18 protein-coding genes and 1 pseudogene are annotated in these 20,286 nt (G+C 59.9%); 11 read left to right on the plus strand and 8 right to left on the minus strand.

The features are described 5' to 3' along the window. Positions 1-162 precede the first annotated feature (162 nt). Entirely contained in the window at positions 163-594 is a 432-nt protein-coding gene (locus ACIPZE_RS00960) for a thioredoxin family protein (RefSeq protein ID WP_283436350.1), read from the minus strand. Between the two features lie 247 nt (positions 595-841). On the opposite strand from ACIPZE_RS00960, the gene ACIPZE_RS00965 reads away from it, so the two are divergent. The 10 genes and pseudogenes from ACIPZE_RS00965 to ACIPZE_RS01010 all read left to right on the plus strand — a co-directional run bounded on the left by ACIPZE_RS00965 (position 842) and on the right by ACIPZE_RS01010 (position 8,404). Beyond that, positions 842-1,090, plus strand: coding sequence for a type II toxin-antitoxin system Phd/YefM family antitoxin (locus ACIPZE_RS00965; RefSeq protein ID WP_283436351.1), 249 nt, complete (start codon positions 842-844; stop codon positions 1,088-1,090). Further along, positions 1,080-1,349: pseudogene (locus tag ACIPZE_RS00970) on the plus strand (type II toxin-antitoxin system RelE/ParE family toxin); the annotation flags it as partial. The gene ACIPZE_RS00965 and the pseudogene ACIPZE_RS00970, both read left to right, overlap by 11 nt. Before the next feature lie 282 nt (positions 1,350-1,631). Further along, a complete protein-coding gene (locus ACIPZE_RS00975) occupies positions 1,632-2,483 on the plus strand; it encodes a transporter substrate-binding domain-containing protein (protein WP_283436352.1) in 852 nt (283 codons plus the stop codon). A 51-nt stretch (positions 2,484-2,534) separates the two neighbouring features. Further along, positions 2,535-3,197: an amino acid ABC transporter permease gene (locus ACIPZE_RS00980; protein WP_129394118.1), complete on the plus strand. Its 663-nt coding sequence runs from the start codon at positions 2,535-2,537 to the stop codon at positions 3,195-3,197. Positions 3,198-3,206: 9 nt separating this feature from the next. Next, on the plus strand, positions 3,207-3,869 hold the full coding sequence (locus tag ACIPZE_RS00985; RefSeq protein WP_129394116.1) for an amino acid ABC transporter permease: 663 nt from the start codon (positions 3,207-3,209) through the stop codon (positions 3,867-3,869). After that, entirely contained in the window at positions 3,866-4,663 is a 798-nt protein-coding gene (locus tag ACIPZE_RS00990) for an amino acid ABC transporter ATP-binding protein (protein WP_283436353.1), read from the plus strand. Before ACIPZE_RS00985 ends, ACIPZE_RS00990 begins: the two co-directional genes overlap by 4 nt. Positions 4,664-4,694: 31 nt before the next feature. Then, positions 4,695-5,084 carry a RidA family protein gene (locus ACIPZE_RS00995; protein ID WP_007912330.1) on the plus strand — a complete coding sequence of 130 codons (390 nt, stop codon included), beginning with the start codon at positions 4,695-4,697 and terminating at the stop codon, positions 5,082-5,084. Between the two features lie 226 nt (positions 5,085-5,310). Further along, positions 5,311-6,075: an IclR family transcriptional regulator gene (locus ACIPZE_RS01000; protein WP_129396138.1), complete on the plus strand. Its 765-nt coding sequence runs from the start codon at positions 5,311-5,313 to the stop codon at positions 6,073-6,075. 39 nt (positions 6,076-6,114) lie between these two features. Beyond that, positions 6,115-7,329, plus strand: a complete 1,215-nt coding sequence (locus ACIPZE_RS01005; protein ID WP_400770628.1) for an amino acid deaminase — start codon at positions 6,115-6,117, stop codon at positions 7,327-7,329. A gap of 130 nt (positions 7,330-7,459) precedes the next feature. Then, positions 7,460-8,404, plus strand: coding sequence for a sugar kinase (locus tag ACIPZE_RS01010; RefSeq protein ID WP_283436355.1), 945 nt, complete (start codon positions 7,460-7,462; stop codon positions 8,402-8,404). 131 nt (positions 8,405-8,535) lie between these two features. On the opposite strand, the gene ACIPZE_RS01015 is transcribed toward ACIPZE_RS01010, so the two are convergent. Further along, positions 8,536-8,811 carry a peptidylprolyl isomerase gene (locus ACIPZE_RS01015; protein ID WP_007912322.1) on the minus strand — a complete coding sequence of 92 codons (276 nt, stop codon included), beginning with the start codon at positions 8,809-8,811 and terminating at the stop codon, positions 8,536-8,538. A gap of 51 nt (positions 8,812-8,862) precedes the next feature. Continuing rightward, positions 8,863-11,400, minus strand: coding sequence for a PAS domain S-box protein (locus ACIPZE_RS01020; RefSeq protein WP_283436356.1), 2,538 nt, complete (start codon positions 11,398-11,400; stop codon positions 8,863-8,865). Between the two features lie 130 nt (positions 11,401-11,530). Between ACIPZE_RS01020 and ACIPZE_RS01025 the strand changes: the two genes are divergently transcribed. Next, positions 11,531-12,637 carry a PilT/PilU family type 4a pilus ATPase gene (locus ACIPZE_RS01025; protein ID WP_400770631.1) on the plus strand — a complete coding sequence of 369 codons (1,107 nt, stop codon included), beginning with the start codon at positions 11,531-11,533 and terminating at the stop codon, positions 12,635-12,637. A 6-nt stretch (positions 12,638-12,643) separates the two neighbouring features. On the opposite strand, the gene ACIPZE_RS01030 is transcribed toward ACIPZE_RS01025, so the two are convergent. From ACIPZE_RS01030 to ACIPZE_RS01050, 5 genes are all read right to left on the minus strand, one after another. After that, positions 12,644-14,599, minus strand: coding sequence for an acetoacetate--CoA ligase (locus ACIPZE_RS01030; protein ID WP_400770633.1), 1,956 nt, complete (start codon positions 14,597-14,599; stop codon positions 12,644-12,646). Positions 14,600-14,736: 137 nt separating this feature from the next. Further along, entirely contained in the window at positions 14,737-15,510 is a 774-nt protein-coding gene (gene hbdH, locus ACIPZE_RS01035; protein WP_283436359.1) for a 3-hydroxybutyrate dehydrogenase, read from the minus strand. 7 nt (positions 15,511-15,517) lie between these two features. Beyond that, positions 15,518-16,909 carry a GntP family permease gene (locus ACIPZE_RS01040; protein WP_400770635.1) on the minus strand — a complete coding sequence of 464 codons (1,392 nt, stop codon included), beginning with the start codon at positions 16,907-16,909 and terminating at the stop codon, positions 15,518-15,520. A gap of 286 nt (positions 16,910-17,195) precedes the next feature. After that, a complete protein-coding gene (locus ACIPZE_RS01045) occupies positions 17,196-18,611 on the minus strand; it encodes a sigma-54-dependent Fis family transcriptional regulator (RefSeq protein WP_283436361.1) in 1,416 nt (471 codons plus the stop codon). A 98-nt stretch (positions 18,612-18,709) separates the two neighbouring features. Further along, positions 18,710-20,284 carry an ABC transporter ATP-binding protein gene (locus ACIPZE_RS01050; protein ID WP_283436362.1) on the minus strand — a complete coding sequence of 525 codons (1,575 nt, stop codon included), beginning with the start codon at positions 20,282-20,284 and terminating at the stop codon, positions 18,710-18,712. Between the last annotated feature and the right edge of the window lie 2 nt (positions 20,285-20,286).

Raw genomic sequence — 20,286 nt, forward strand, 5'->3', positions numbered from 1 at the left:
ACATGGCAACGCCAGGGCAAAAGCGCCTTTGACGTGTGTTCTCTTGCTGAGAAATAAAGGAAAGCAGCCGGATGGGAGCTTGTCCAATCCGGCCTCAGGCTAGTTTGTTACCGATGATTTGGAACGAAAGTGCCATCGGTTGATGGCTCTTAGGTGGCACTTTCAGGAAAAGTTCCATCGATGTGCACGCGGGACGGTGCACAGGGAACGAAAAGTGCGGCGCAACCAGCTCAGATCATGCTTTGGTTTGCGCGGGGAGGTCGGTGCTTTGGTTTTGCCGATGTGCAGGGCGAAATCCCGCGCGAGAGTATCTTCGGTGCCGATGCCTTTGAGCTTTTTCAGCAGCTTGCCGTTTTTGTAGAACAGCACCGTGGGAGTGCCGGTGACCAGCGGGTGGCGCGGCGATTGGCTGGTGTCGAGCATGTAGATATTGGCGCGATGCCGATAGGGCTCAGCTGTTTGGCGAAATACCGGCCCCGCCCATTCGCACGCCGGGCAGTGCTCATTGGCGAAATACAGGATCACCGGGCGCCAGGTTTTCAGGGCCTTGCGATAGACCGGAGCCAGATCTTCACTCGGAATGACGACGCTCATTGAACTCTCCTTTTCAACAACCTCGGGGGTTGGATGACGCTAAAGGAGGACGCGGGGTGGGTCTACTGTCAGAAATTACAGGTGTCGTTGGCAGGTGCGGGTTTTTTCCTACCAAAATGCGTGAGCGGGCTGACAGGTAATGCAGAACTGCTGATGGATATCGCGTGATACCTTCAATCGATTGAAGCCGTGAGCTTCTTGAGATGCTATTTTTAGCGCTACTTAAAGCACTTTAAAGAGCACTCTTATGGTCCATATCGTTCTTTCTGATGTAGTCGCGAGTATTTCTGAATTGAAAAAAAATCCAATGGGGACGGTGGCTGCCGGTGGCGGGAGGTCGGTAGCGATTCTTAATCGAAATGAACCCGCGTTTTATTGCGTACCTGCAAAGGAATACGAGGCAATGATGGCGCGCATTGAAGATCTGGAGCTGATTGCGCTTTGCAAGGAGCGAGAAAACGACCCGACCATAAGGGTGTCATTAGATGACCTATGAGCTGGAGTTTTCAGAAAAGGCTTGGAAAGAATGGGCTAAGTTGGGCTCAGGTCTGAAGGAGCAGTTCAAAAAAAAGCTCTCGGAGCGGCTGCTCAATCCCCATGTCTCTGCGGATCGCCTCAAAGGCTTGGGCAATGCATACAAAATCAAGCTTCGGAGTGCCGGTTATCGAATGGTTTACCGGGTAAAGGATGAAGTGTTGATTGTCACAGTGATAGCCATCGGTAAGAGAGAGGGAGGCGATATTTATGAAAACGCAGCAAGCGTTGAACAATCAGTCCTTAACCTAGGTCGCACCAAATCGACGCGCAATGACCCAATTGGGAACCTGCTACCCGCGTTCTGTTGCCAACGGTAGCGCCTGGCAGCGGCCACGCCCGGTGATACCTCGCCGCCTATCTTACGTATCTCGTTGATTCAAAAATCATTTCATTGCAGTGCAGATTCCTCGCGAATCCTGTGGCACACTTTCTGCTGTCTATTCCGTAGTAACAAACCGTGTTCCGGTATAGCGGAATAAAACAACCCTGGAGTGCTTGCCATGCATCGCCGACCTTCCTTGTTCAAAGCGTGTGTTTTTGTTCTCGCGGCTTCTTCCGCTGTCATGGGCATGTCCGCCCAGGCGGCTGACAGCAAGCTCGACAGTGTGCTGGCCCGGGGCAAATTGATTGTCGGCACCGGCAGCACCAATGCGCCGTGGCACTTCCAGGGCGCGGATGGCAAATTGCAGGGTTTTGATATCGACATCGCGCGGATCGTCGCCAAAGGTCTGTTCAACGACCCGAGCAAGGTCGAGTTCGTGGTGCAGTCGTCCGATGCGCGAATTCCCAACCTGCTCACCGACAAGGTCGACATGAGCTGCCAGTTCATCACCGTGACCGCCAGCCGTGCGCAGCAAGTCGCGTTCACGCTGCCGTACTACCGCGAAGGCGTTGGCCTGTTGCTGCCGAACAACAGCAAGTACAAGGAAATCGAAGACCTGCAAGCCGCTGGCGACGGCGTGACCGTGGCGGTGCTGCAAAACGTGTATGCCGAAGAACTGGTGCATCAGGCACTACCGAAAGCCAAGGTCGATCAGTACGACAGCGTTGACCTGATGTATCAGGCAGTGAACTCCGGCCGCGCCGATGCCGCCGCCACCGATCAGTCTTCGGTGAAATACCTGATGGTGCAGAACCCTGGCCGCTACCGCAGCCCGACCTATGCGTGGAGCCCGCAAACCTACGCATGTGCGGTGAAACGCGGCGATCAGGACTGGCTGAACTTCGTCAACACCGCGCTGCATGAAGCCATGACTGGCGTCGAGTTCCCGACCTACGCCGCCTCCTTCAAGCAATGGTTCGGCGTCGATCTGCCGTCGCCAGCCATCGGTTTCCCAGTCGAATTCAAATGATCCCGTGAGAGTGGGGCGATTGTCGTCGCCCCGCTCAAGGTACTGCTGACCATGAACTATCAGTTGAATTTTGCCGCCGTGTGGCGCGATTTCGACACCTTGCTGGCGGGGCTCGGTCTGGGCCTCGAACTGGCACTGGTGTCGATCGCCATCGGCTGCGTGATCGGCCTGCTGATGGCGTTTGCCTTGCTCTCAAAGCATCGCGCCTTGCGGGTGCTGGCCTCGGTGTACGTCACGGTGGTGCGTAACACGCCGATTCTGGTGTTGATTCTGTTGATCTACTTTGCACTGCCGAGCCTGGGGATCCGTCTGGACAAGATCCCCTCGTTCATCATTACGTTGTCGCTGTATGCCGGCGCGTACCTGACCGAAGTGTTTCGTGGCGGTTTGCTGAGCATTCCCAAAGGTCAGCGCGAAGCCGGGCTGGCGATCGGTCTCGGCGAATGGCAGGTCAAGGCCTACGTCACTGTGCCGGTGATGCTGCGCAACGTGCTGCCGGCGCTGTCGAACAACTTCATTTCACTGTTCAAGGACACTTCGCTGGCCGCTGCGATTGCGGTGCCGGAGCTGACCTATTACGCGCGCAAGATCAACGTCGAGAGCTACCGGGTGATCGAAACCTGGCTAGTGACCACGGCGCTGTATGTCGCGGCTTGTTACCTCATCGCCTTGCTGCTGCGTTACCTCGAGCAGCGTCTGGCAATTCGCCGATAGGAGCCTGCGATGTACGAATCTCCCAGTTGGTTACATGAATTGTGGGTCGCGCGCGAGCCGCTGTGGCAGGGTTTCCTGACCAGCGTGCAAGTGTCGGCCCTGGCGATTCTGCTCGGCACGATGGTTGGCGTGGTCGCCGGTCTGGTGCTGACTTACGGCAAGTTCTGGATGCGCGCGCCGTTCCGCTTTTACGTTGATCTGATTCGCGGCACGCCGGTGTTTGTGCTGGTGCTGGCCTGCTTCTATATGGCCCCGGCGCTGGGTTGGCAGATCAGTGCGTTTCAGGCGGGCGCCTTGGGGCTGACACTGTTCTGCGGCTCGCACGTCGCGGAAATTGTCCGTGGTGCGTTGCAAGCGCTGCCGCGCGGGCAGATGGAAGCGGGCAAAGCCATCGGCCTGACGTTTTATCAATCCCTCGGCTACGTGCTGTTGCCTCAGGCGCTGCGGCAGATCCTGCCGACCTGGGTCAACTCGTCCACCGAAATCGTTAAGGCCTCGACTTTGCTTTCGGTGATCGGCGTCGCCGAATTGCTGCTCAGCACTCAACAGATCATCGCCCGGAACTTCATGACCCTGCAGTTCTACCTGTTCGCCGGTTTTCTGTTCTTCGTCATCAACTACGGCATCGAATTACTCGGCCGGCACATTGAAAAACGGGTGGCCTTGCCATGACTGAAGCTCAAGTTTCCAACGTTGAAAACGTCCAGCCCCTGCTGGATATCCGTGGCCTGCACAAACAGTACGGCGCGGTCGAAGTACTCAAAGGTGTCGACCTGAGCATGCAGCGCGGCAACGTGGTGACGCTGATCGGTTCCAGCGGTTCGGGCAAGACCACGCTGCTGCGTTGCGTGAACATGCTCGAAGAGTTCCAGGGCGGGCAGATTCTGCTCGACGGCGAATCCATCGGCTATGACGAGACCAACGGCAAGCGTGTGCGTCATGCGGAAAAAGTCATCGCTCGGCATCGCGCGATGACGGGCATGGCTTTCCAGCAATTCAATCTGTTTCCGCATCTGACCGCGTTGCAGAACGTCACCCTCGGCTTGCTCAAGGTGAAGAAGATGCACAAGGACGAAGCCGTAGTGCTCGCCGAGAAATGGCTGGAGCGCGTCGGCCTGCTGGAGCGGCGCAATCACTTTCCCGGCCAGTTGTCCGGTGGTCAGCAACAGCGCGTGGCGATTGCCCGGGCGATCGCAATGAATCCGAGCCTGATGCTTTTCGATGAGGTCACTTCGGCGCTCGACCCGGAGCTGGTCGGCGAAGTGCTCAACGTGATCAAGGGTCTGGCCGAAGACGGCATGACCATGTTGCTGGTCACCCACGAGATGCGGTTCGCCTTCGAGGTTTCCGACAAGATCGTTTTCATGAATCAGGGGCGGATCGAAGAGCAGGGGCCTCCCAAGGACTTGTTCGAACGCCCGCAATCGCCGCGTCTGGCTGAGTTTCTGAAAAGCACGCGGTTCTGACTTTTCACTTTTGTAATCAGGAGAAATACCCATGAGCATTACTCGTTACGGCACCGGCAGCACCGCCGCTGGCGGCCAGCCACGTCCCTTCGCGCGCGCTGTTGAAGCGGATGGCTGGCTGCACGTTTCCGGGCAGGTGCCGGCGGTTGATGGCGAGATTATCGTTGGCGGCATCGTCGAGCAGACCCACCAGACCATGAAGAACCTGATCGCGATTCTCGAAGAGGCCGGTTATGGCCTGGAAGATGTCGTGCGTGCCGGCGTGTGGCTGGACGATCCACGGGATTTCAGCAGTTTCAACAAAGTGTTTGGTGAGTACTTCAAACCCGAGCACGCACCGGCGCGGGCCTGTGTGCAGGCGAGCATGATGGTCGACTGCAAGGTCGAGATCGACTGCATCGCGTACAAGAAAAAGGCTTGAAAATTGCTGCGTTGCTTAGGCCGCAGCCCCTCACCCTAACCCTCTCCCAAGGGAGAGGGGACTGATCTGCATCGATGCAGGTTTTGGCGGCTGATCACAACATGTGCATCGATACAGTCAGGCTCCCTCTCCCTCTGGGAGAGGGCGGGGGGTGAGGGCAGCAATCCAACTGACACAACCTCACGGGCCAGTTACCATCCGGCGACTTTGAATGGGAACCAATGAAATGACCGAAGACACCATCAAGCGCCGGGCACGCGGTCTGGACCGGGCGTTCGATATTCTCGATTTCCTCAAGGAGATCGGCCAGCCGTTGCGTCCGAACGACATCGCCAACGGCATCGGCAGCCCGAAATCCACGGTCTACGAACTGGTTGCCTCGTTGCTGGAACGACGGATTCTCGAGCCGGTGGGCAAGGACGGTCATGTCTATCTGGGGCGCCAGTTGTACTTCCTCGGTCAGGCGCATTTGCGTCATTTCGACCTCAGTCGCGAGGCCGATCACGCCTTGCAGGAAATCGTCAGCCAGACCCATGAAACCGCGCAAATGTGCCTGCTCAACGGGCGCAAATACACGGTGGCGTTGATGAAGGAGGGCGAGCGGCATTTCCGCATTTCCTCTGATATCGGTGAAAACGCGCCGATTCCGTGGACCGCTTCCGGGCGCTTGCTGCTGGCGCACTTGAGCGATCAACAGATCATCGACCTGATCGACGAAGGCGATTACATCCTGCCCGACGGCGAACGCCTGCCGCTGGAGCGCTTCCTGGCGGAAATCCGTCAGGCCGGCATCGACGGATTTTTCTCCTTCGACAGCGTCGCCGACACCTTTACCCATTGCTTCGCCGCCCCGGTCAAAGACCGTAACGGCGTGGCCATTTGCACCCTGTGCATCGTCGCTCCACGGGCCGATGCGAAGAACAATTACAACGACTATCGCCGGGTGCTGATCGAGAGCGCCAATAGCCTCGCCCGGCGCATCAACGAATAACCGCGGCTGCCTACGGCCGCGAAAGTGAGGAGTTCGACCATGACGACTGCCATCAATACTGCCGGGGAAAAAGGCGAAGCTGCCATCGGCGCGCACCTGGCGCGCGACGTCAGCCTGCCGGCGCTGGTGCTGCATCGCGAAGCGCTGGAGCACAACATCCGCTGGATGCAGAAGTTTGTCAGTGACAGCGGCGCACAACTTGCGCCTCACGGCAAAACCAGCATGACCCCGGCGCTGTTCAAGCGTCAGCTCGACGCCGGCGCGTGGGGCATCACTCTGGCCAGCGCCACGCAGACCCGGGCGGCCTATGCCCACGGCGTGCGTCGGGTGCTGATGGCCAATCAACTGGTCGGCACGCCGAACATGGCGTTGATTGCCGATCTGCTGGCTGATCCGTCTTTCGATTTCTATTGCATGGTCGATCACCCGGACAACGTCGCCGATCTCGGGGCGTTCTTCGCTTCACGTGGGGTGAAGCTGAACGTGATGATCGAGTACGGCGTGGTCGGTGGCCGTTGCGGTTGCCGCAGCGAGGAGGAAGTCATCGAATTGGCCAAGGCGATCAACGCACAGCCGGCGCTGGCCCTGACCGGTATCGAAGGTTACGAAGGGGTGATTCACGGCGATCACGCGGTCAGCGGGATTCGGCAGTTTGCTGCGTCGCTGGTGCGTCTGGCGGTGCAGTTGCAGGACAGCGGCGCGTTTGCCATCGGCAAGCCGATCATTACCGCGTCGGGCTCGGCGTGGTACGACCTGATTGCCGAATCGTTCGAAGCGCAGAACGCCGGCGGGCGGTTCCTCAGCGTGTTGCGTCCGGGCAGTTATGTGGCGCACGACCACGGCATCTATAAAGAAGCGCAGTGCTGCGTGCTCGACCGCCGCAGTGATCTGCACGAAGGTTTACGCCCGGCGCTGGAAGTCTGGGCGCATGTGCAGTCGCTGCCGGAAGCGGGTTTTGCGGTGATTGCACTGGGTAAGCGTGATGTCGCTTACGACGCTGGCTTGCCGGTGCCGTTGTTGCGCTACAAGGCGGGTGTGGTGCCGGCGGTGGGCGACGATGTCGGTGCCTGCAAGGTGACGGCGGTGATGGATCAGCATGCCTTCATGAGCGTGGCGCCGGGCGTTGAATTGCGGGTTGGCGACATCATTTCCTTTGGGACTTCGCACCCGTGCCTGACGTTTGACAAGTGGCGAGTGGGCTTGCTGGTGGATGAGCAGTTGTCGGTGATCGAAAGTATGGAAACCTGTTTCTAAGGCGTGAGACCGAGTCGCGGCCTTCGCGAGCAAGCTCGCTCCCACACTTGGAATGCATTCTCCTGTGGGAGCGAGCTTGCTCGCGAAGGCGCCAGTCCAGACACCTGCGAATCAACAGAGACACCACAAGATGAACACCCTCAGCCCCTTGGGCCCGAACACCCCGCGCATCGCCCTGATCGGCGAATGCATGATCGAACTCCAGCAGCGCGCCGACGGCAGCCTGCAACAGAGCTTCGGCGGCGACACGCTCAACACGGCGGTTTACCTGTCGCGCGCCATGGGCGACAAGGCGCAGGTCGATTACGTCACCGCGTTGGGCGATGACAGTTTCAGCGATGCCATGTGCGCGATCTGGACCAGCGAAGGCATCGGCCTCGAACGGGTGCAGCGCCTGCCCGGACGCTTGCCCGGCCTGTATTGCATTCAGACCGACGCCAATGGCGAGCGGCGTTTCCTTTACTGGCGCAACGAAGCGGCGGTGCGCGATTGCTTCACCACACCGGCCGCCGAGCCGATTCTGGCGGCATTGCCCGACTATGACGTGCTGTATTTCAGCGGCATCACCCTCGCGGTGCTGGGTGCGTTCGGTCGCGAGAAATTGATCCAGACGCTGATCGAAGCCCGGCAACGTGACGCCCGCATCGTCTTCGACAACAACTACCGGCCACGTCTGTGGGCCTCACGGGAAGACGCGCAGGCGGCTTATCGCAGTGTCTTGCCGTATGTCGATCTGGCGTTGCTGACGGTCGATGACGAGCAGGCATTGTTCGGTTATGTCGATGACGCTGCCGTGTTCGAGGCGTATGCGCAGATCGGCACGCCGGAAGTGGTCCTCAAGCGTGGCGCCGAGGCGTGTCTGATTCGTTGTGATGGACAGACGTTTGAGGTGCCGGCGCAGAAGGTTGCGAAGGTTGTCGACACAACGGCGGCGGGGGATTCGTTCAGTGCCGCGTATCTGGCCAGTCGTTTACTCGGCGGCAGCCCGGTCGAAGCTGCCGAGGCCGGGCATCAATTGGCCAGCCAAGTGATCCAGGTCCCCGGCGCCCTGATCCCCAAACAAGCGAAGCAATAACCCATGTAGGAGCTGCCGAAGGCTCGGGCCGCGATCGGACGATCTGTTGATGTTGATCCTGATTTTTAACAACAGGATCAACAGATCGTCCGATCGCGGCCCGAGCCTGCGGCAGCTCCTACATGGAGTTGTCAGTCGCGGTAGAACACTTGCACCAGGTGGTAACCGAACTTGCTCTTGATCGGCCCATGCACGGTGCGCAGCGGTTTTTTGAAAATCACCGCATCAATCGCGCCGACCATCTGCCCCGGCCGCACTTCACCCAGATCGCCGCCGCGTTTGCCGGACGGGCAGGTCGAAAATTTCTTGGCGAGGACATCGAACGCTTCACCCTTGGCGATGCGCTGTTTGAGCTGTTCGGCCTCTTCGGCGGTTTTCACCAGAATGTGGCGGGCTTGGGCTTTCATCTTGCGGTACCTGATAACGGGGTGACGGCGGGGCGCGGATTATGCCTCAAGTCACGGCTTTTGACTGATCATCGTGCGGATCTTGTTCGCCAGCAGCTCAATCGCAAACGGTTTGGCGACCATGTCCATGCCGTCTTCGAGAAAGCCCTGACGTTCGGCAGCCTTCTGCGCGTAACCGGTCATGAACAATATTTTCAGGCCTGGGCGATGCTGGCGGGCGATCTCCGCCAGTTGCCGGCCATTCATGCCCGGCAGACCGACATCCGTGACCAGCAGGTCGACGCGCAGATCCGACTCCAATAGCGGCAAAGCGCTTTTTGCGTCTACGGCTTCAAAGGCCTGATATCCCAATTCCCGGAGCAGGTCGAGCACCAGCATGCGCACCGCCGGATCGTCCTCGACCACCATCACGGTTTCACCGGTCGCCGACGGCACTGGCTGCCGGACCGGAGCAACGGCCGGTTGCTCCCGCTCCAGGCTATGCAGGCGCGGCAAGTACAGGCGCACGCAAGTGCCTTGCCCCGGCAGACTGTCGAGGCTCACATGCCCACCCGATTGCTGGGCAAATCCGTAAATCATCGACAAGCCAAGGCCGGTGCCCTGACCGATCGGTTTGGTGGTGAAGAACGGATCGAAGGCCTTGGCCCTGACCGACGGCGTCATGCCCGTGCCGTTATCGCTGACCGCGAGCATCAGGTAATCACCAGCCTTGACCGGCTCCAGCGTGGTGATGTCGCTGCCATCAAGGTAGACGTTGGCGGTTTCGATCAACAGCTCACCGCCCTCAGGCATCGCGTCACGCGCATTGATCACCAGGTTGAGCAGGGCGTTTTCCAACTGGCTGACGTCGGTGCTGACCGGCCAGAGGTCAGCGGCCAGACGCAACTTCAGTTCGATCGGATCGCCCTTGGTCCGGCGGATCAGATCTTCCAGTGAATGAATCAGCTCATTGACGTTGAGCTGCTTGCGATCCAGCGACTGGCGTCGTGAAAACGCCAGCAGACGGTGGGTCAAAGCGGCCGCGCGATTGGCAGACGACACCGCTGCTTCGGTAAAGCGGCCGATCTCGTCGGCGCGGCCATCGGCAATGTAGCGCTGCATCAAATCGAGGCTGCCGATGATTCCGGTGAGCATGTTGTTGAAGTCATGGGCGATGCCGCCGGTAAGTTGGCCGACCGCTTCCATTTTTTGCGCATGGCGCAAGGCATCCTCGGCGCGTTCGCGTTCGAACATTTCGTTCTGCAAACGCTGATTGGCCTGCGCCAGTTGCTCGGTGCGGGCGCTGACCCGTTCTTCGAGGGTTTCATTGAGGTTGCGCAGGGCTTCTTCGGTTTTCTTGCGCTCGGTTTCATCGATCACGAAGATGTAGAAACCATTGACCGCGCCGTCCGCGCCGTGGCGCGGCAAGTAGTTCATCAAGGCGTGACGATTGCTGCCGTCGCGGTGCGTGGTGTACAGGCTGAACGAACAGGATCTGCCGGCCAGCGCTTCGGCAATGTACGGCGCGCGCAGGAAGTAGGCTTCCTCGCCGATGACGTCGCGAATGGTTCGACCATAGAGTTCTTGCGGGGTCAGGCCGTACCAGTCCAGATAGGCTGCGTTGTTCAGCCGGAAGCGTTCTTCGCGGTCGACATAGCTGATCAGGATCGGCATCGCGTTGATGATCAGCTGCAATTCCGTCTGGCTCTGGCGCAACGCCTGCTCGGTGTGTTTGCGCTCGGTCAGGTCCAGCGCGGCGCCAAGAAAGCGCACTGGCCGGCCATGATGATCCTTGTAGCAGCGGCCTCGGGCAAATACCCAGCGCAACTCACCATCGGGCCTCAGCAGGCGATACTCCTCGGCGTACTCGGTGCCGTGGGTGATGCAGTGTTTGATGCTGCGCGCGATCATCGCGCGGTCTTCAGGGTGCACGCCTTGCAGATAGTCGCTGATTGGCAACTGATCGGCGAGTGCCGGATCGACACCGTGCAACTGCGCGAAGTGCGCATCAGCGATGAAACGGTCTTCGCCGATGTCCCAATCCCAGGTGCCGACTGCGTCAGTGGCGGCCAGCGCCAATTGCAGGCGTTCCTCGGATTCGCGCTGGGCCTTGAGGCTGTCTTCCGAACGTTGTTTCAGTTCGAGGGCGATCCGTCGCCGTTCATTGGTTTCGATGGCGGTGACCAGAATGCCGGCCACTTGCGCGGTTTCATCGCGGATCGGGCTGTAGGTCAAGTCCAGCCAGAAGTCGGATTCTTGCCCTTCACGTTGCAGGGTAAAGCGTCGCTCGCTGTAGGTGCGCACCTGACCTTGTAGGACGGCGCTGTAAATCGGGTCGGTAAAGTCTCGAAGTTCAGGCCATACAAGGTGTGCCGGTTGTCCGAAAGCGTGCGGATGCTTGTTGCCGGCGAGCATGGCGAAGCCGTTGTTGTAGATCTGCGTGAGCTGCGGGCCCCAGAGCAACAGCATCGGCATTGGCGAGTGCAGCACGATGTCCACCGCGGTGCGCAGGCTTTGTGGCCAGGCACTGGCATCGCCCAGCGGGCTACGGCTCCAATCGGTGCGGGCGATCAGCGCCTGCGCATCGTCGTGGGTGGGTACGGCATTCATCACGTCTGTCCTGCGTGTCGTTCGTTAAGCGGCGTCTACTATCCTTCAGGACGGTAGACGCTCAATGTACTGCTGCGTCACGGCAGCAGGGCATGTCTGAATTCAGGAAGCTTCGCGGGTGCTTGTGGCCATGGAAATCGATGCACTGTTAACACGTTTTGCCGGGCAGCACGGCTCGGACCTGTTCTTGTCCACGGGAGCGCCGCCCAGTGCGCGTTTCCAGGGAGTACTGACGCCGCTGAGTGAGCAGCCGTTCAAACCCGGTGAGGTCGCGATCATCGCCAATTCACTGATGGACGCCGAGCAGCGCCAGGAGTTCGACCGCGATCTGGAAATGAACCTGGCGATCTCGCGCGCCGGCATCGGACGTTTTCGGGTCAACCTGTTCAAACAGCGCAATGACGTGTCGATTGTAATCCGCAATGTCAAACTCGACATTCCTCGTTTTGAGGAACTCAAGCTGCCGCCGGTGCTGCTCGATGCGGTGATGCTCAAGCAGGGGCTGATCCTGTTCGTCGGCGCCACCGATTCCGGCAAGTCGACGTCGCTGGCGGCGCTGATCGATCATCGCAATCGTCACAGCAGCGGGCATATCGTGACCATTGAAGACCCGATCGAGTACATCCACCGGCACCAGCGGTCGATCATCAACCAGCGTGAAGTCGGTGTCGACACACGCAGTTTTCATGCAGCACTGAAAAACACCCTGCGTCAGGCGCCGGACGTGGTGCTGATCGGTGAAATCCGCGACCGCGACACCATGGAGCATGCGCTGGCATTTGCCGAAACCGGTCATCTGGTGCTGTCGACCCTGCACGCGAACAACGCCAATCAGGCGCTCGAGCGAATCATCAACCTGTTTGCCGAGGAGCGCCGGCCGCAGTTGTTGCACGCCTTGGGCAACAACCTCAAAGCCTTTGTTTCTCAACGCCTGGTGCGCACGCTGGATGGGCAGCGGCGGGCTGCCGTCGAGGTGCTGCTGGGCACACCGACCATCGGCGACCTGATCCGGCGCAATGAGTTGGGCGAACTCAAGGGCATCATGGAAAAATCCACCGAGCTCGGCATGCAGACGTTCGACGGCGCGCTGCACGCGTTGGTGCTGGAGGGCGCGATCAGCGAAGACGAGGCGCTCAAGCATGCCGACTCGGTGAACAACCTGCGCCTGCGCTTGAAATTGCAGGCCGATGCCGTCCCGGCGCCACCCACCTCGGGTGAGTGGGGCCTGATGGATTGAGTGGACTCAGTCGTTGAGTTCGGCACGCTGGCGAAACTGTTCCAGCGCCTCGGGATTGGCCAGCGCGTCGGTGTTCTTGACCTTCTCGCCGTGCACCACATTACGTACCGCCAGTTCGACGACTTTGCCGCTGATCGTGCGCGGAATGTCGCTGACCGCGACAATCTTCGCCGGCACATGCCGGGGCGTGGTGTTGGCGCGGATGACCTGACGAATCTGCTGTTGCAGGGCTTCGTCGAGGGTTACGCCGTCTGCCAGGCGCACGAACAACACCACGCGCACGTCATCCTGCCATTGCTGACCGATGGCCACGCTGTCCAGCACTTGCGGGATTTTGTCGACCTGACGATAGATCTCTGCGGTGCCGATGCGCACGCCACCGGGGTTGAGCACGGCATCCGAGCGGCCGTGAATCATCATGCTGCCGTGATGCAGTTGTTCGGCGTAATCGCCCTGCGCCCAGACCCCGGGAAACAGGCTGAAATAGGATTGCTGCAGTTTGCTGCCATCCGGGTCATTCCACAGGCCGATCGGCATCGCCGGGAAATGTCGAGTGCAGACCAGTTCACCTTTCTCGCCAATCACCGGTTGGCCGGCGTCGTTCCAGACTTCAACGGCCATGCCCAGGCTTTTGCCCATGATTTCGCCACGACGCACCGCTGACAGCGGATTGCCGTTGACGAAGCACGAGACGATATCGGTGCCGCCGGACATCGACGCCAGGCACACGTCGGCTTTGACGTCGCGGTAGACGAAGTCATAACTTTGCGGCGACAGCGCCGAACCGGTGCACAGCAGGGTTTTCAGGCTGCGCAGATCATGGCTGTCGCGCGGTTTGCTGCCGTGGCTTTCCAGGGTTGCGAGATACTTCGGACTGGTGCCGAACACGCTGATGCGTTCATCGTCGATCAGATCGAGCAGACGTTGGTGATCCGGGTAGAACGGCGAGCCGTCGTACAGCACGATCGCGCTGCCGACCGCGAGGGCTGACACCAGCCAGTTCCACATCATCCAGCCACATGTGGTGTAGTAGAACAACCGCTCGCCGGGGCCAAGATCACAATGCAGGCCGTGCTCCTTGACGTGTTGCAACAGCACGCCGCCGGTGCTGTGAACGATGCATTTCGGCACGCCGGTGGTACCACTCGAATACAGCACGTAGAGCGGATGATTGAACGCCACCGGGACGAAATCCGGATCGCCGCCGGGTTGATAAAAGTCATCCCACAGCGTCACTTCGGCGCGCGTCCGGTAATCCGCGATGTGCGCTTGCGGGCGGGCGTAAGGCACGACGATCAACTGCTTCAGTGTTGGCAGGCGTTGGAGAATTTCATTGAGCTTGCTGGTCTGGTCGATCTCCTTGCCGGCATAGCGATAGCCGGCGCAGGTGATCAGCACCTTCGGCTCGATCTGACCGAAACGGTCGATGACGCCATGCGTGCCAAAATCCGGCGAAGAACACGACCAGATCGCGCCGAGGCTGGTGGTCGCCAGCATGGCCACCAGTGTCTGCCAGGTATTCGGCATGCACGCGGCCACTCGATCGCCGAGGCTGACGCCGCAAGCCTGCAAACTGGCTTGGAAGCCGGCGACGTGTTCGGCCAACTCGGCCCAGCTCAGTTGTTCGCGCTGACCGTTTTCTGCCACAGAAATGACTGCCACGGCATCGTCACGCCGGCGCAGCAGGTGTTCAGCGAAGTTCAAGGTGGCGCCGGGAAACCATTCGGCGCTGGGCATTTGTGCGCCTTCACGCAATACCGCATCAGGTTGAGTGTGAAAGCGGATGTCGAAGAAATCGACGATGTCCTGCCAGAATTGCGCACGCTGCTCGATGCTCCATTGGTGCAGGGCAGGGTAGTCGTCGAGCTTCAGCGCATGACGCTGATTGACCGCGCGCCGGAACGTGTCCATGCGCGAGTGGGCGATGCGGTTGGCGTCGGGTTGCCAGAGGATGTCGGACATTGTGTGCCTCTTGTTTTAGCTTCAGATCCAGACACGGGCAGCCACACTCCACAGGTTGTCAGCAGGTCTTGATATCACCCTGTACCTGTGGGTGCGTGGCTTGCCCGCGATGAACGATAACGCGGTCTCTCAATGGACTACTGCGCCAACCACCCACCGTCAATGTTCCACGCCGCGCCCCGTACCTGGCTACCCGCCTCACTGCACAGAAACAACACCAACTCGCCCAAATGCTGCGGCGTGACGAACTCCAGCGACGGCTGCTTCTCAGCCAGCAGGTCATGCTGCGCCTGCTGCGGATCGATACCCTTGGCGGCGCGATCATCGATCTGCTTCTGCACCAGCGGCGTCAACACCCAGCCCGGGCAGATCGCGTTGCACGTGACATTGCTGGTCGCGGTTTCCAGGCCGACCACTTTGGTCAAACCGATCACCCCGTGTTTGGCCGCGACATACGCAGCCTTGCCGGTCGAACCGACCTGACCGTGCACGGAGGCAATGTTGATGATCCGCCCCCAACCTTTTGCGCGCATACCCGGCAGGCTCAAGCGCGTGCTGTGAAACACCGACGACAGGTTGATCGCAATGATCGAATCCCAGCGCTCGACCGGAAACTCTTCGACGGCGGCGACATGCTGAATGCCGGCGTTATTGACCAGAATATCGACGCCGCCGAACTCGCGCTCCGCGTAGGCGATCATCTCGGCAATCTGCGCCGGGTCGCTGACATCGGCCGGATGATGGCCGACCTTGCCGCCGAACTGGCCGACTTCGGCGATGACGCTCGACGCGTCGCCAAAACCGTTGAGGATCAGGTTGGCACCAGCCTTGGCCAGACTCAATGCGATACCCAGGCCGATGCCGCTGGTGGAGCCGGTAACCAGTGCGGTCTTGCCGGAAAGAGTGGTCATGAATACCTCACACAATGCCAGTGGCGTAGAAAGTGCCGATCACTACGAAAACCGCGAGGGTCTTGATCAGCGTAATACAGAAAATGTCTTTATAGGCTTCGCGGTGGGTCAGGCCGGTGACCGCGAGCAGAGTAATAACCGCGCCGTTATGCGGCAGGGTATCCATGCCGCCACTGGCCATCGCCGCGACACGGTGCAGCACTTCCAATGGAATGTTCGCGGCGTGCGCGGCGCTGATGAACTGCTCGGACATCGCCGCCAGCGCAATGCTCATGCCGCCCGATGCCGAACCGGTGATGCCGGCCAGCAGCGTCACGGTGATCGCTTCGTTGACCAGTGGATTGGGGATTTGCTTGAGCCAGTCGGCCAGCACCAGAAAGCCCGGCAGCGAAGCGATGACCGCACCGAAACCATATTCCGAGGCCGTGTTCATTGCCGCCAGCAACGCACCGCTGACCGCACTTTTGCTGCCTTCGGCCAATTTGCTGCGAATCGCCTTGAAGCCAAACACCAGCACCATGAGGATGCCGATCAACAGCGCTGCCTGCACCGCCCAGATCGCCGTGAGTTTGGCGATTTCGGTGGTGACCGGCGTGGCCATGCCCGGCAACGCGAGGCTGTGGGACTTGCCGTACCACTGCGGAATCCACTGGGTGAACAGCAGGTTCATGATGCCCACCGCCAGCAACGGCGAAAGGGCGATCCACGGGTTCGGCAGCTTGAGATCTTCAGCGGTTTCCGGCTCGTTGCGCAGTTCGGTCCCGTAGCCTTCACCGGCACGCTGCGCCTTGTTGCGCTGGCGTTGCAGGAACAGCATGCCAGTGCAGAAGACGAAAATCGTGCCGATCACACCCAGCCACGGCGCCGCCCAGGCGGTGGTGTTGAAGAAAGTGCTGGGGATGATGTTCTGGATCTGCGGAGTGCCGGGCAGGGCATCCATGGTGAACGAAAACGCACCGAGGGCGATGGTCGCCGGGATCAGGCGCTTGGGAATATTGCTCTGGCGGAACATTTCGGCGGCAAACGGATACACCGCAAACACCACGACAAACAGCGATACGCCACCGTAGGTAAGCAGGGCGCAAACCAGCACGATTACCAGCATCGCCTGTTTGGTGCCGAGCAGACGAATGGCCGCCGCAACAATCGAGCGCGAGAAACCCGACAGCTCAATGAGCTTGCCGAACACCGCACCGAGCAGGAATACCGGGAAATACAATTTGATGAACCCGACCATTTTCTCCATGAACACCCCGGTGAAGGCGGGGGCGACGGCAGAAGGATCGGTCAGCAGCACGGCGCCGAGGGCGGCGATCGGAGCAAAGAGAATAACGCTGTAGCCACGGTAGGCCGCCAGCATCAGCAGCGCGAGGGCTGCCAAGGCAATGATCACACTCATGGTGTGTCTCTCCAGAGTTGTTATTTTTGTGGTTGAAACGGGTGTGGGGGAGGCTATAGCGAGATTTGTGCCAGAAGCTTAACGTGCTGATTTATATGAGTTTAGATAGATTTTTGTGAAGGTTGTTTTGATGATCTGTCTCCGTTTTGAGACTGTGGCTTCAGATCAAAAGATCGCAGCCTTCGGCAGCTCCTACATTGGGGTGTGTGAAGCCCTGTAGGAGCTGCCGAAGGCTGCGATCTTTTGATCCTGAAATGCTCAATCTCAAATCAGAGATCAGGTCTCGTTATTGAGACTCAGCAATCCCCAACGCAACCATTTTCTTATACAGCGTCGACCGCCCAAGCCCCAACCTCACCGCCGCTTCCGGCACTTTCCCCGCGCACTGCGCCAGCGTCGACTGGATCAACTGCCGATCAAAGCGCTCTCGCGCCTGTGCATAGGTTTCCACTGGCGCCGCTGCAATCACCGGCGTAGAGGTCCGCTCAACCTGAGTCAATGTGCCGATCGCCGCGCGAAGATCGCTCTCGGTCAGCATCAGGTCATCGCTGAGCAATGCCGCCCGTTCCAGTACATTGCGCAACTCGCGGATGTTCCCCGGCCAGGCATGCTGGCCGAGCAATGCCAGCGCGTCGCGGTGCAACTCGTGCTGGCTGCGCAGTTCTTCGAGGATCGCTTCGCTGAGCGCCGGCAGATCGTCGAGGCGCTCGCGCAACGGCGGCACCTGGATCGGTAGCACGTTGAGGCGGTAATACAGGTCAGCGCGGAATTCGCCGCGTTTAATCGCGGCTTGCAGATCAGTCGACGTCGCAGCAATCACGCGTACATCGCTCTGGATCACTTCGTTGGAGCCGACCGGTTCGAACTCTTTTTCCTGCAGTACGCGCAACAGTTTGCTTTGCAGCGGCAGCGGCATGTCGCCGATCTCGTCGAGAAACAACGTACCGCCCTGAGCAATCTGCAGTTTGCCGGTGCGGCCCTTGCGGTCGGCGCCGGTAAACGCGCCCGGTGCGGTGCCGAAGAACTCCGCTTCCAGCAATGCCTCGGGAATCGCCGCGCTGTTGATGCTGACGAAGGCTTTGTGCGCCCGTGGCGAAGCGCTGTGGATCGCTTGCGCGAGCAACTCCTTGCCAGTGCCGGTTTCTCCGAGCAGCAAAACCGGCGAATCGGCGCTGGCACTGCGCCGCGCCCGCCGTTTGACTTCGAGGCTGGCCGCACTGGTGCCGATGAAGTGCGCGAAGTTGTATTTGGTCTGGCGGGCGCGCAGCAGTGAACGGGTCGAGGCCAGTTCTTCCTGCATGCTCAGGTAGCGCTTGAGCATCGGCGACAGGGTGCGCAATTCATCGAACAGAGCAAAACCAATCGCGCCGATGACGCTGCCGGCATCGTCGTGGATCGGCAGGCGCATCACCACCAGCGGCTCTTTCGGCGTGTCCTGCATGTCCAGCAGAATCGGCCGTCCGGTGCGCACCACGTCACGCAGCAGGCTGCCGGGGATCACGCTTTCGCAGGGTTTGCCGATCGCCCCGGCAGCGGACTCGAGACCGAAGCGCCGGGCATAACGCTCGTTCATCCAGACGATATTGGCGTCACGATCGACAATCACCGTGCCTTCGCTCGATTGCTCGATGATCTCGAACAGCGAGCGGATCGCCAGGGTACGCACCCGTTGGTAGTCCTTGAGGCTTTCGGTGGTGTTCATGTGCAGGCAGGTCCGGAATTCGGGTTGTTTATGGGGGGCTCATCGCGGGCTTGCTCGCGAAGGCCGCGACTCGGTTCCAGGTCGAACAGCGATTATGCCTACCGCTGATGCGCCGCCGCCAACAGCTCTTGGGTATATGGATGCTGTGGCGCCTCGAACACCTCGTGACTGGCGCCGCGCTCGACCACTTTGCCGTCCTTGATCACGATCATGTCGTGGGCGAGGGCGCGTACCACCGCCAGGTCGTGGCTGATGAACAGATACGTCAGGCCATGCTTTTCCTGAAGATCACGAAGCAGGGCGACCACTTGTTTCTGCACGGTGCGATCGAGCGCCGAAGTCGGTTCGTCGAGCAGGATCAGCGCCGGTTTCAGCACCAGGGCGCGGGCGATTGCAATGCGTTGGCGCTGGCCGCCGGAAAATTCGTGCGGGTAGCGATGGCGGCTTTCCGGGTCGAGGCCGACTTCCTTGAGGACGCGGATCACTTGCGCATCACACTCATCGGCCGTCGATTCGCAATGCACTTCGAGGCCTTCGCTGATGATCTGCGCCACCGACATGCGCGGGCTGAGGCTGCCGAACGGGTCCTGAAACACCACCTGCATCTGTCGCCGCCAGGGCCGCAGTTGTTTCTGGTTCAAACCGTCGAGTGCGCTGCCCTGGAAACGGATACTGCCCTCGGAATCGAGCAGGCGCAGGATCGCCTGACCCAATGTCGATTTGCCCGAACCGGATTCACCGACGATGCCCAAGGTCTTGCCGCGCTGGATGCTCAGGCTGATGCCATCGACCGCACGCAGGTATTGCTTGCGCTGAAACAGCCCGCCACCGATGACAAACTCGACCTTAAGGTCATCGACTTGCAGGACATTCTCACGCTCATCGCGGGGCAACGCTTCACCCTCGGGCTCGGCATTGAGCAGCACGCAGCTGTAAGGGTGTTTCGGCTCGGTAAACAGCGTTTCGCACGGCGCCTGCTCGACAATCTGCCCGGCCTTCATCACGCACACCCGCTGAGCAATGCTGCGCACCAGATTGAGGTCGTGACTGATCAACAGCAGGGACATGCCTAAACGTTGTTGCAAGGATTTGAGCAGCAGCAGGATCTTGCGCTGCACCGTCACATCGAGTGCGGTGGTCGGCTCGTCGGCAATCAGCAGTTCCGGCTCGCAGGCCAACGCCATCGCGATCATCACGCGTTGCCGTTGCCCGCCGGACAGTTGATGCGGATACGCCTTGAGCCGCTCCTCGGGTTTCTGGATGCCGACCAGTCCGAGCAATTCAAGGATGCGCAGCTGCGCTGCTTTACCGCCGAGGCCACGGTGCAGCAGCAAGGTTTCGCCGATCTGTTTCTCGATGGTGTGCAGCGGGTTGAGTGAAGTCATCGGCTCTTGGAAGATCATCGCGATGCGGTTACCACGCAATTCACGCAACACTTTCGGATCGGCGCCGACCAGTTCCTGGCCGCGATAACGAATGCTGCCCGTGGTTTGCGCGTCGCTTTCGGGCAGCAATTGCAGGATCGAATGCGCAGTCACCGATTTGCCCGAACCTGATTCGCCGACCAGCGCGAGGCACTCGCCGGGGCGAATATCCAGGCACAGGTCGCGCACTACGTTCTGGCCATGGAAAGCGACATTGAGGTTACGAATTTCAATCAGGTTTTCAGTCATGG

It is taken from the genome of Pseudomonas sp. NPDC089741, assembly GCF_044748825.1.
Lineage (GTDB): Bacteria > Pseudomonadota > Gammaproteobacteria > Pseudomonadales > Pseudomonadaceae > Aquipseudomonas > Aquipseudomonas helmanticensis.

Excerpts from the sequence above, each read along its gene's own strand:
- ACIPZE_RS01045 (WP_283436361.1), bottom strand. The coding sequence starts at position 18,611 with ATGAACACCACCGAAAGCCTCAAGGACTACCAACGGGTGCGTACCCTG.
- ACIPZE_RS01050 (WP_283436362.1), bottom strand. The coding sequence starts at position 20,284 with ATGACTGAAAACCTGATTGAAATTCGTAACCTCAATGTCGCTTTCCAT.
- ACIPZE_RS01010 (WP_283436355.1), top strand. The coding sequence starts at position 7,460 with ATGAACACCCTCAGCCCCTTGGGCCCGAACACCCCGCGCATCGCCCTG.
- hbdH (WP_283436359.1), bottom strand. The coding sequence starts at position 15,510 with ATGACCACTCTTTCCGGCAAGACCGCACTGGTTACCGGCTCCACCAGC.
- ACIPZE_RS00960 (WP_283436350.1), bottom strand. The coding sequence starts at position 594 with ATGAGCGTCGTCATTCCGAGTGAAGATCTGGCTCCGGTCTATCGCAAG.
- ACIPZE_RS01015 (WP_007912322.1), bottom strand. The coding sequence starts at position 8,811 with ATGAAAGCCCAAGCCCGCCACATTCTGGTGAAAACCGCCGAAGAGGCC.
- ACIPZE_RS00985 (WP_129394116.1), top strand. The coding sequence starts at position 3,207 with ATGTACGAATCTCCCAGTTGGTTACATGAATTGTGGGTCGCGCGCGAG.
- ACIPZE_RS01005 (WP_400770628.1), top strand. The coding sequence starts at position 6,115 with ATGACGACTGCCATCAATACTGCCGGGGAAAAAGGCGAAGCTGCCATC.
- ACIPZE_RS00975 (WP_283436352.1), top strand. The coding sequence starts at position 1,632 with ATGCATCGCCGACCTTCCTTGTTCAAAGCGTGTGTTTTTGTTCTCGCG.
- ACIPZE_RS01040 (WP_400770635.1), bottom strand. The coding sequence starts at position 16,909 with ATGAGTGTGATCATTGCCTTGGCAGCCCTCGCGCTGCTGATGCTGGCG.
- ACIPZE_RS01020 (WP_283436356.1), bottom strand. The coding sequence starts at position 11,400 with ATGAATGCCGTACCCACCCACGACGATGCGCAGGCGCTGATCGCCCGC.
- ACIPZE_RS01000 (WP_129396138.1), top strand. The coding sequence starts at position 5,311 with ATGACCGAAGACACCATCAAGCGCCGGGCACGCGGTCTGGACCGGGCG.
- ACIPZE_RS01030 (WP_400770633.1), bottom strand. The coding sequence starts at position 14,599 with ATGTCCGACATCCTCTGGCAACCCGACGCCAACCGCATCGCCCACTCG.
- ACIPZE_RS01025 (WP_400770631.1), top strand. The coding sequence starts at position 11,531 with ATGGAAATCGATGCACTGTTAACACGTTTTGCCGGGCAGCACGGCTCG.
- ACIPZE_RS00965 (WP_283436351.1), top strand. The coding sequence starts at position 842 with ATGGTCCATATCGTTCTTTCTGATGTAGTCGCGAGTATTTCTGAATTG.
- ACIPZE_RS00980 (WP_129394118.1), top strand. The coding sequence starts at position 2,535 with ATGAACTATCAGTTGAATTTTGCCGCCGTGTGGCGCGATTTCGACACC.
- ACIPZE_RS00990 (WP_283436353.1), top strand. The coding sequence starts at position 3,866 with ATGACTGAAGCTCAAGTTTCCAACGTTGAAAACGTCCAGCCCCTGCTG.
- ACIPZE_RS00995 (WP_007912330.1), top strand. The coding sequence starts at position 4,695 with ATGAGCATTACTCGTTACGGCACCGGCAGCACCGCCGCTGGCGGCCAG.